Origin of the sequence: Rhodococcus sp. (in: high G+C Gram-positive bacteria) (assembly GCF_049286785.1) — a bacterium.
In the GTDB taxonomy this organism is placed as follows: Bacteria; Actinomycetota; Actinomycetes; order Mycobacteriales; family Mycobacteriaceae; genus Rhodococcus_F.
The window spans coordinates 1-8,435 of sequence record NZ_JBAQEO010000114.1 but is presented as its reverse complement, the minus strand read 5'-3'; the positions used below and the strand labels follow the sequence as shown (position 1 = coordinate 8,435).

Here is an 8,435-nt window from a genome sequence, read left to right as displayed (position 1 = left end):
TTCGGAGTTTCCGCCCTCCGTGTTACCGAGGCCCGAATCCTCACTCCTTCCTTGGTACCACGCACCGAAGCTCAGCCGATAGGAGATGGGAAATTCCACTGGTAGCAGAGTGCTTATTGCTCACTGCAGTGACTGTTGATGCGGAATTCGCTTCCATCGCAGGATTATTGGCGCAAAAACAAGGAGACCGGTCTGGCTATTCGAGCAGCCCCGCGAGTTTCCTTTGCCCGCAATACAGTTCGGGAGGAGAAACAATCAGACTGGTTTGTTTGTCTGTGCTGCAGAAAGACTCGCGCGGCGGGGGGTCAGCTGCAGCAGCTCACCGCGCCGGGGCGGCAACCCCGCCCGCTGGTGGCCCAATGTCACAGCGGTCTACTCAGAGGGAACCAATGTCACATCGGGCGACCACACCGCGCACCCCACCCCCTGGCCCAATGTCACACCGGTGCAGTCAGACTGAACAAATGTCACATTGGGCGACGGCGGCGGGACCCACCGGACGCCTATGCGGACTCGGGCCGCCAGAGTTCGAGTTTCGGGATGTCCGGGGGTTCGAAGCCGAGGATCTGGCCGTAGAAGGACAGTTCTGCGTTGCGGGAGCTGATGAGGGTGGCGTGCTTGCGGAATCCGTGCGACTCCCCCGGGTACGTCAGATACGCGTGCGGAATTCCTTTCCGCACGAGGGCGTCGCGGAATCGTTCGGCCTGGGCCGGCGGGACGATCGGGTCGTCGAGTCCCTGCAACAGAAGCACCGGGCAGTTGAGTCCGTCGACGTGGGCCAGGGGTGCCCGCTGCTTGTACAGCTCGGCGGCCTCGGGAAGCGGACCGACCAGGCCGTCGACGTACCGGGATTCGAAGTCGTGTGTTTCCTTGACGAACTCTTCGAGTTCCGCGACTCCGAAGTAGGAAGCGCCGCAGGCGAAGACGTCCGACGTGGTGAGCGCAGCGAGTACTGTCCAGCCGCCGGCGGAGCCGCCCTCGATGGCGAGGCGGCGACGGTCGGCGAGCCCGGCGTCGGCGAGGCCGGTCACCGCGGTCACCACGTCCTCGACGTCGACGACGCCCCATTGCCCGCGTAGCCGGTTGCGGTATTCGCGGCCGTACCCGGTGGATCCGCCGTAGTTCACGTCGATCACGCCGATGCCGCGGCTGGTGAAGAACGCGAACACCGGGTTCAGGGTGGGGGCTACCCGGGAGGTGGGTCCGCCGTGCACGAACGCGACGTACGGCGGCAGTTCGCCCGCCGATCCTTCGTATCCGGGGTGGCGGGGCGGGTACGCGATGGCGTGGACTTCCCGTTCGGGTCCCTGGAACGTCAGCTGCCGCGCCTCGGGAAGATAGGCCGATTCGGGAAGGTCGGTCACCGACTGCCGGATGGTGCGAAGTTCACCGGTGCCGAGGTCGAGTTCGCGCAGGCCCGACGGCGTCTGGGCGCCGCCGGTGAGCAGTAGCAGCCGGTTGCCCCGGCGATCGGCGAGTCCGATGGTGGTGATGCCGGGAAGGGGGATGTCGGTGAGCGCCCCGGTGCCGGGATCGAGGACGGCGAGCGTGTCGGTGCCGAACGTGCGGACGGTGAGCAGTGTGCCGTCCTCACGCCGGGTGTGCCAGCGGGAACCGAGGAACCACATCGCGCCACCGAAGTCGGCTTCCTTGGGGCACAGGGCAATCGGTTGGGGGTTGTCGATGTCGATGCGGTAGAGATTCCACCAGCCGCTGCGGTCGCTGATGGTGTACAGCTCGGACACACCCACCCATTCGGGTTGGAGTACCGATTCTTCCGGACCGCCGAGGAGCGTGGTCACCGGGCCCCGCACGACACCGTTCGAGAGGTCCGCGACCCGAAGTTCGGTGCCGTCCCACGGCATCTGCGGGTGGTTCCACGCGATCCAGGCGAGGCGCCGCCCGTCGGGGGACAGCCGGGGGTTGGCCAGGAAATCGGAGCCGCCCACCACCGAGCGCACGCGTCGCGGGTCGTCCGCGGCTGAGCCGTCCAGCGGAATGGCGCAGATGTCGCGGGTGATGGTGCCGTCGGCGTCGTGGCTTTCGCGGACTGCCCACACTTCCTGGCCGATGATCGTCAGGTCGCCGTAGCGCAGGGCGCAGGGTCGCTCGGGTTCGACGGTGAGCGGCATCGGGGTGGCGCCTTCGAGCAGGTAGAGCCGCTGGTCGGTGAACTCGGCGAATACCAGGTGCCCGGACACCGTGACGGTCCACGCGGCCCCACCGTATTCGTGTACGCGGGTGCGGGCGTTCCATGGGGCGGGGAGGACGTCCTCGGGTTCCTCGTCCAAACCGGTGCGCCGCACGGCCACACGCCCGCCTTCGGTGGGCCGCAACTCCGCCCACCACGCGTCGTCCCCCACATAGTGTCCGCCTTCGACGGGATGGCCGCTGGCGGCGACGTCCGCCGCGGTGATGGGTGAGGGCCAGGAACCGTACGGCGCGGAAGTCATCTGCCGACGATATCGCTCAACCCGGCAGCCATGCCCCGTGAAGCCCGCCCGGCACCCGAATCGGGAGCCGTACCGTGCAGAGCGGGCCGGCTGCCGGGTCTTCGGCGGGTAGCAGGAAGAACCACGACGACCTGTCGTCGAGGTCGGTGCCGATCATTCCCCAGTACTCGTGCTCGGAGCCGGGGATGAAGATGGGTTCTCCGACGGAAACGCGGCCCGGGTGCCAGTGCGCTTCGCTGCCGGTAGCGGTGTCGAAGAACCACAGCGAGTCGAGCACCCCGTCGCGGACACCGAGTTTCCCGACCGTGGCCGTCGTGCGGTGTCTCTTGGTGATTTCCCGGTCGTCGATCCGCGGGAACTCGACGTCCCGCTCGCATACGGTTTCCCGCGTCACGGTGCCGCGTTCGGGGTCGATCGCGGCGCGGACCAGGGTGCCGAGCGACGGCGAATCCATCTTTGCGAAGCCCGCGGGATAGGTCCATTCCACGTAGTCGACGCTCACTCTCCCGTCGGGGAGGTCGAAGGCGTTGGCGAAGTGCCACACCCAGTAGGCGTCGCGGCCGATCCACCGAACCGCGCCACCGTCGCGCGGGATCAGTGCGATCCGGGTGCCCATCTCGGGTCGCCAGTCGAGCACCGATCCGCCGGTGATCACCGCCCCCATGTCGAAGACCAGCGGACAGAGCATCAAGACGAGGTACCGCCCGGTGAGTGCCATGTCGTGGATCATCAGCGGCGTGTCCGCCCCCTCGACCGCGGTGGGCGGGCGTGCGAGGGATCCGTCCGGCGCCACCACCGACCACGTCAGATACGGCGCGTCGAGGACGTAGTTGAACAGCACCAGTTCCCCGGTCACGGGGTCGATCTTGGGGTGCGCGGTGCTTCCCACCGCCATCGCGCCGTCGCAGTCCGTCCTGCCGAGGGTGCTCAGATCGTCGGGGTTCAGCTGGAACGGGAGGGTGGTCTCGGCCATCGCAAGGAGGCGGCCGTCGTGCCGCACCACGTTGATGTCGGGCAGCTCTCTCCTCGTCCCCGCCAGTTCCGGGCCCACCTCGTCTTCGGCGGGGGTGTACGGGTCGGTGACACCGGCCCAGATCACCTGCCCCGCCTTCTCCTCGGCCACCACCATGGGGGTCCGGACGAACCGGTTGGTGTATCGGGCGGTGCCCTCACTCAGTTCGACGCGGTGGACCATGCCGTCGCCGTCGAGGGGGTAGACGTAGGTTCCGATCGGGTCGAACCGCGGATTGGGGCCGTTGCGCAGGTACGCGCCCGTGATGTCGGTGGGGAGCTCACCGATCACCTCGAGGTTCCGGACGTCCACCTCCTCGCGCTGCGGTTCGCAGACCCCCGTGAGGTGGCGGTGGTGGGCGATGTCGACGGGTCCGGGACGCCGAAAAGCGGGTGCGGACATCTGGGTCGCTCCTTCGGAAGTGATGGGGATCACGAGACGAGGACCTATTCCCGAGGGTACGGCGACTACCCACCTGTGCGCACTTGCTCACCATGGAGTGGTATCCAGCACGAATGGCACCCACCAGTAGAAATCCAGTTGCCCGGGAGTGGGAGAATGACCGTCGTGAGCAAAGACCACGGCCACCCCCGCACACCGCCCCGCACGCTGGAACAGTCGACCAAGCTTCAGAACGTGCTGTACGAGATCCGGGGACCGGTGCACGCCCACGCCGCCCGGCTCGAGGCGGAGGGCCACCGGATCCTCAAGCTCAACATCGGCAACCCTGCGCCGTTCGGTTTCGACGCGCCCGACGTGATCATGCGCGACATGATCGCGGCGCTCCCGTACGCCCAGGGCTACTCGGAGTCGAAGGGGATCCTGTCGGCCCGGCGGGCGATCGTGACGCGGTACGAGCTGGTCCCCGGGTTCCCCGAACTCGACGTGGACGACATCTACCTGGGTAACGGCGTGTCCGAGCTCATCACGATGACGATGCAGGCATTGCTGAACAACGGTGACGAGGTGCTCATCCCCGCCCCGGACTATCCGCTGTGGACGGCGATGACCAGCCTGGCAGGCGGCACCCCGGTGCACTACCTGTGCGACGAGGACAACGACTGGAACCCGGATGTCGCCGACATCGAGTCGAAGATCACCGACAGGACGAAGGCCCTGCTGGTGATCAACCCGAACAATCCGACGGGTGCGGTGTATTCGATGGAGGTGCTGCAGCAGCTCGTCGACGTGGCCCGCAAGCACCAGTTGCTGCTGCTGGCGGATGAGATCTACGACAAGATCCTCTACGACGACGCCAAGCACATCTCTCTGGCTACGCTCGCACCCGACCTGCTGTGCCTGACGTTCAACGGTCTGTCGAAGGCGTACCGGGTGGCCGGTTACCGGTCCGGCTGGGTGGCGATCACGGGCCCGAAGGAACACGCCGCCGGTTTCCTCGAGGGTCTCGATCTTCTCGCGTCGACGCGGCTGTGCCCGAACGTGCCTGGTCAGCACGCCATCCAGGTGGCCCTCGGCGGGCACCAGAGCATCGAGGATCTGATCCTGCCGGGCGGTCGCCTGCTCGAGCAGCGCGACGTGGCCTGGGAGCGGCTCAACATGATTCCCGGTGTCTCGTGCATCAAGCCGAAGGGCGCGCTGTATGCGTTCCCGCGGCTCGATCCCGAGGTGTACGAGATCTACGACGACGAGAAGCTGGTCCAGGATCTGCTCCTGCAGGAGAAGATCCTGATGGTGCAGGGCACGGGCTTCAACTGGCCCGATCATGACCATCTCCGCATCGTGACGCTTCCGTGGGCGCGGGATCTCGCGGTCGCCATCGAGCGGTTCGGCAACTTCCTCACGAGCTACAAGCAGTAGTATCGAGGCACAGCGAGCGACACACGTGTCGCTTGGGTATGCCTTGGGGGAAGCGTTGGTTACCAGCACGCGTGCGCGGTTCGGACAGATCGTCTACCGGCGACGGCGTCTGCTGAACCTCACGCAGGATCAGGTGACAGCGGCGGGTGGCCCGTCGGATGCCGCGCAGACCCGCGCGGAGAACGGCACCGGACCCGACCCGAGTATCGAGACCCTGCGCAAGCTCGACGTCGCGCTGCGGTGGGCGCCGGGTAGTGCGGCCAGAACTCTCGAGGGTGGCTCCCCCACCCCGGTCGAGGAGCTGGACGTCCAGGAGCGGCAGCGGCATCTGCCGGCGGGCGCACTGGCATTGGGGCCGTCCGAGATTCCGCTGGAACTCGACACCATCATCGACATTCTGGGTCCGCAGACGGAGATCGCCAAGATCAGCGCAGCGCATCCCGAGGTGCCCGGGCTCGCCGACGCTGCCGGCAATCTCACCCGGGTTGTGTCCAAGATCACGGGCGCGTATGTGACGCGTCTGCTCGAGGTCAACGGTGGTCCGGCCGGGCCACGGCAGCCGTTGGTGGAGTTCGCGTTCGGACATCTTCTGGAGGAACCCACCGGGGTCACCGATCCCCGGGAGCGGGAAGAGGCGCAGTATCGCCGCTTTCTCTGCGGTCGTGACGAAATACTCGATTCGGCTACGCGAGAACGGTTCTGGCGCCGGTGGGAGAGCTCGGTGGGATTCGGGCCGACGGACGAATCCGGTACCGGCGCCACGGAGGTTTCGGCGTGACCGAAGTGGGCATCCCCGATGGGCTTCGATCCTGAGCGGTCGGAGGCAAGATGACGACACGCCGAACAATTTCACCCACCCGGTTGACGCGCACCCCCATGTTGTCGGTAGATTGGCAGACGGCACTTCGAGTGCCGCGAGCACCTGATACCCCTCCCCCCCCTGTGGGTGTCAGGTTGGTGGCGGGGTCAACCCCCCCTGTACCCCGCCACCCAGCTCGGCAAATCGATCGAATCGATCCCTCACCGCAATTCACTCGCCTGAGCGGGCTCGCTGCTGCCCGCGCGTGGGTGCCGGAATTGTTCACAGAACCCACCCCTCGTCGAGTTCTGCACCACATACTCCGTGTTCGGACAATCTAAACACATCGGCGACAGGTGAGCGACACCGGAGCTATATGGACGCGACATTGGGGCAACACCGGTATCACTGGTCGCTTCCGTCGCAGCGATAGACGGTATTACGGCTAGCCTGGCTGCGTGCGAAGACAATTCATCCACCGGCCGACGCGACCCGTGTGATGGCCGAACTACACGGCCACGGCCACGGCCACGGCCACGGACCGGTCCCGGTGGGTCCGGTGGCGGCGCGAGTGGTGATCGGGCTCCTGGTCGCGATCGGCGTCGCAGTGCTCATCGGTGCGGTCGCGTTGTGGCCCGACAGGTCCGGTCTGGATGTCGACCTGCCCTTCCAGAGCGCGCAGGGCGGTGTGCCGGTCACCGAGGCGGGCACGGTCACCATGCAGGACATCGCGGCGTGCGGAAGCCCCTCTGCCGGAAAGGCCTTCACCGGGTCGCCGGTGCCGCCGCCGACCGGTGCCTACGAATGCCAGCGCAGCATCGTCGACATCGAGTCCGGTCCCAACGCCGGCACGCAGACTCTCCTCGAGATCATTCCCGGCCCGGGCCAGCCCGATCTGCGGGTGGGCGAGCACATCCGGTTGTCCCGCCAGACGGATGTGAACGGGACGACGGAGTATTCGTTCGAGGACTTCGCCCGGGGCCTGCCCGTCGCACTCATCGCTCTGGTGTTCGCCGTGGTCGTCATCGTGGTGGCCCGGTGGCGTGGATTCCGGGCCCTGGTCGGCATCGTCGTGTCATTCGGGGTGCTCGTGGGCTTCATGCTGCCGGCCCTGCTCGACGGCAAGCCGGCGATCCCGGTGGCTCTCGTCTCGGGCGCCGTGATCCTGTATGCCGTGCTGTATCTGGCGCACGGAGTGTCGCTCCGGACGAGTTCGGCGTTGCTCGGCACCCTCGCGTCGATGGCGCTGGCCGCGGTCCTGTCGTACGTGACGATCGAATTGACTCATCTGACCGGGCTGTCCGAAGAGCAGAACACGAATGTGCAGACGTACATCCAGCACGTCAGCATCACGGGACTGCTTCTGGCCGGTTTCATCATCGGTTCGCTCGGTGTGCTCAACGACGTCACCATCACGCAGGCGGCGTCGGCTTTCGAACTTGCGTCGCTGGACGCGGATGCGTCCCGGCGCCAGATCTTCGGTTCGGCGATGCGGGTGGGCCGCGACCACATCGCCAGCACCGTCTACACCCTTGTTCTGGCGTATGCCGGTGGTGCGCTGCCCCTTCTGCTTCTGTTCAGCGTGGCGGGCCGGCCGATCCAGGACGTGCTGCTCAGTGACGCGGTGGCCATCGAGATCGTGCGGTCCTCGGTCGGCGGTATCGCCCTGGCCCTGTCGGTTCCTCTCACCACCGCGATCGCGGTGATGCTGGCACGCCCGCTCGGCACCGGCCGTAACGCCGCATCCGTAATGGACAAGCCAGTAACGCACAAGCCGGTGGACGAACCAATGGACACACCGGTGGACAAACCGGCACGCGGGGGCCGTCACGCCCGATAGTGGTCAGAGCACGCCTGCCACCCGCAGGGCGATGAAGATGATGGCCGCGGCCTCGATCGCGTAGAGGGCGATCATCGTGTATTTCTCGGCGGCTTCGCTGGTCGCCGGAAACATCCTGAGCAACGGAGGGTCGGGTGGCCGCTGGTACGGGGCGAAATGAAGCGAACCGCTCGACGCGGTGGGCATGGCGAATCCCGATCCGCGGCTGTCCCTGTACTGGTCACGGTCGGCAGGATGTGAAGTCATCTGCCCTCACCCTCTCTCAGCAGCTTCGAACTAACACAATGGTAGGCGCGAATGGCTGCTCGCCGACACCTCCGACCGCGTTTCGTTGTCGGTTGCGGACCCGGCCCGGCCGACCGGTCGACTACCTGCCGGGCAGTCTCGGCAACTCGGGCAGTTGCAGCGTCGGCAATTGGATCTGCGGGAGTCCGGGAATGAGCGGCGCGGGGGCCGGCGCCGGTGCGGGTTCGACCGGGGAAACCTCGATCACCGGCGCGGTCTCGACGGGTT

6 protein-coding genes are annotated in these 8,435 nt (G+C 66.6%); 3 read left to right on the top strand and 3 right to left on the bottom strand.

Annotation, left to right across the window (positions count from 1 at the left end; all coding sequences use genetic code 11):
* Positions 1-503: 503 nt before the first annotated feature.
* Positions 504-2,453 carry a prolyl oligopeptidase family serine peptidase gene (locus tag WAW17_RS04570; protein WP_422331825.1) on the bottom strand — a complete coding sequence of 650 codons (1,950 nt, stop codon included), beginning with the start codon at positions 2,451-2,453 and terminating at the stop codon, positions 504-506.
* 16 nt (positions 2,454-2,469) lie between these two features.
* Positions 2,470-3,867, bottom strand: coding sequence for a carotenoid oxygenase family protein (locus WAW17_RS04565; RefSeq protein WP_422331824.1), 1,398 nt, complete (start codon positions 3,865-3,867; stop codon positions 2,470-2,472).
* 156 nt (positions 3,868-4,023) lie between these two features.
* On the opposite strand from WAW17_RS04565, the gene WAW17_RS04560 reads away from it, so the two are divergent.
* The 3 genes from WAW17_RS04560 (at position 4,024) to WAW17_RS04550 (ending at position 7,922) form a co-directional block, all read left to right on the top strand.
* A complete protein-coding gene (locus tag WAW17_RS04560) occupies positions 4,024-5,283 on the top strand; it encodes a pyridoxal phosphate-dependent aminotransferase (RefSeq protein ID WP_422331823.1) in 1,260 nt (419 codons plus the stop codon).
* A gap of 55 nt (positions 5,284-5,338) precedes the next feature.
* Complete coding sequence (locus WAW17_RS04555; protein ID WP_422331822.1) at positions 5,339-6,061, top strand: XRE family transcriptional regulator; 723 nt, start codon at positions 5,339-5,341, stop codon at positions 6,059-6,061.
* Positions 6,062-6,581: 520 nt separating this feature from the next.
* Positions 6,582-7,922, top strand: a complete 1,341-nt coding sequence (locus tag WAW17_RS04550; RefSeq protein ID WP_422331821.1) for a YibE/F family protein — start codon at positions 6,582-6,584, stop codon at positions 7,920-7,922.
* Positions 7,923-7,925: 3 nt separating this feature from the next.
* Here WAW17_RS04550 and WAW17_RS04545 read toward each other — a convergent pair whose 3' ends face one another.
* Positions 7,926-8,168 (bottom strand): hypothetical protein, encoded by a 243-nt coding sequence (locus tag WAW17_RS04545; RefSeq protein ID WP_422331820.1) that lies wholly within the window; start codon positions 8,166-8,168, stop codon positions 7,926-7,928.
* Between the last annotated feature and the right edge of the window lie 267 nt (positions 8,169-8,435).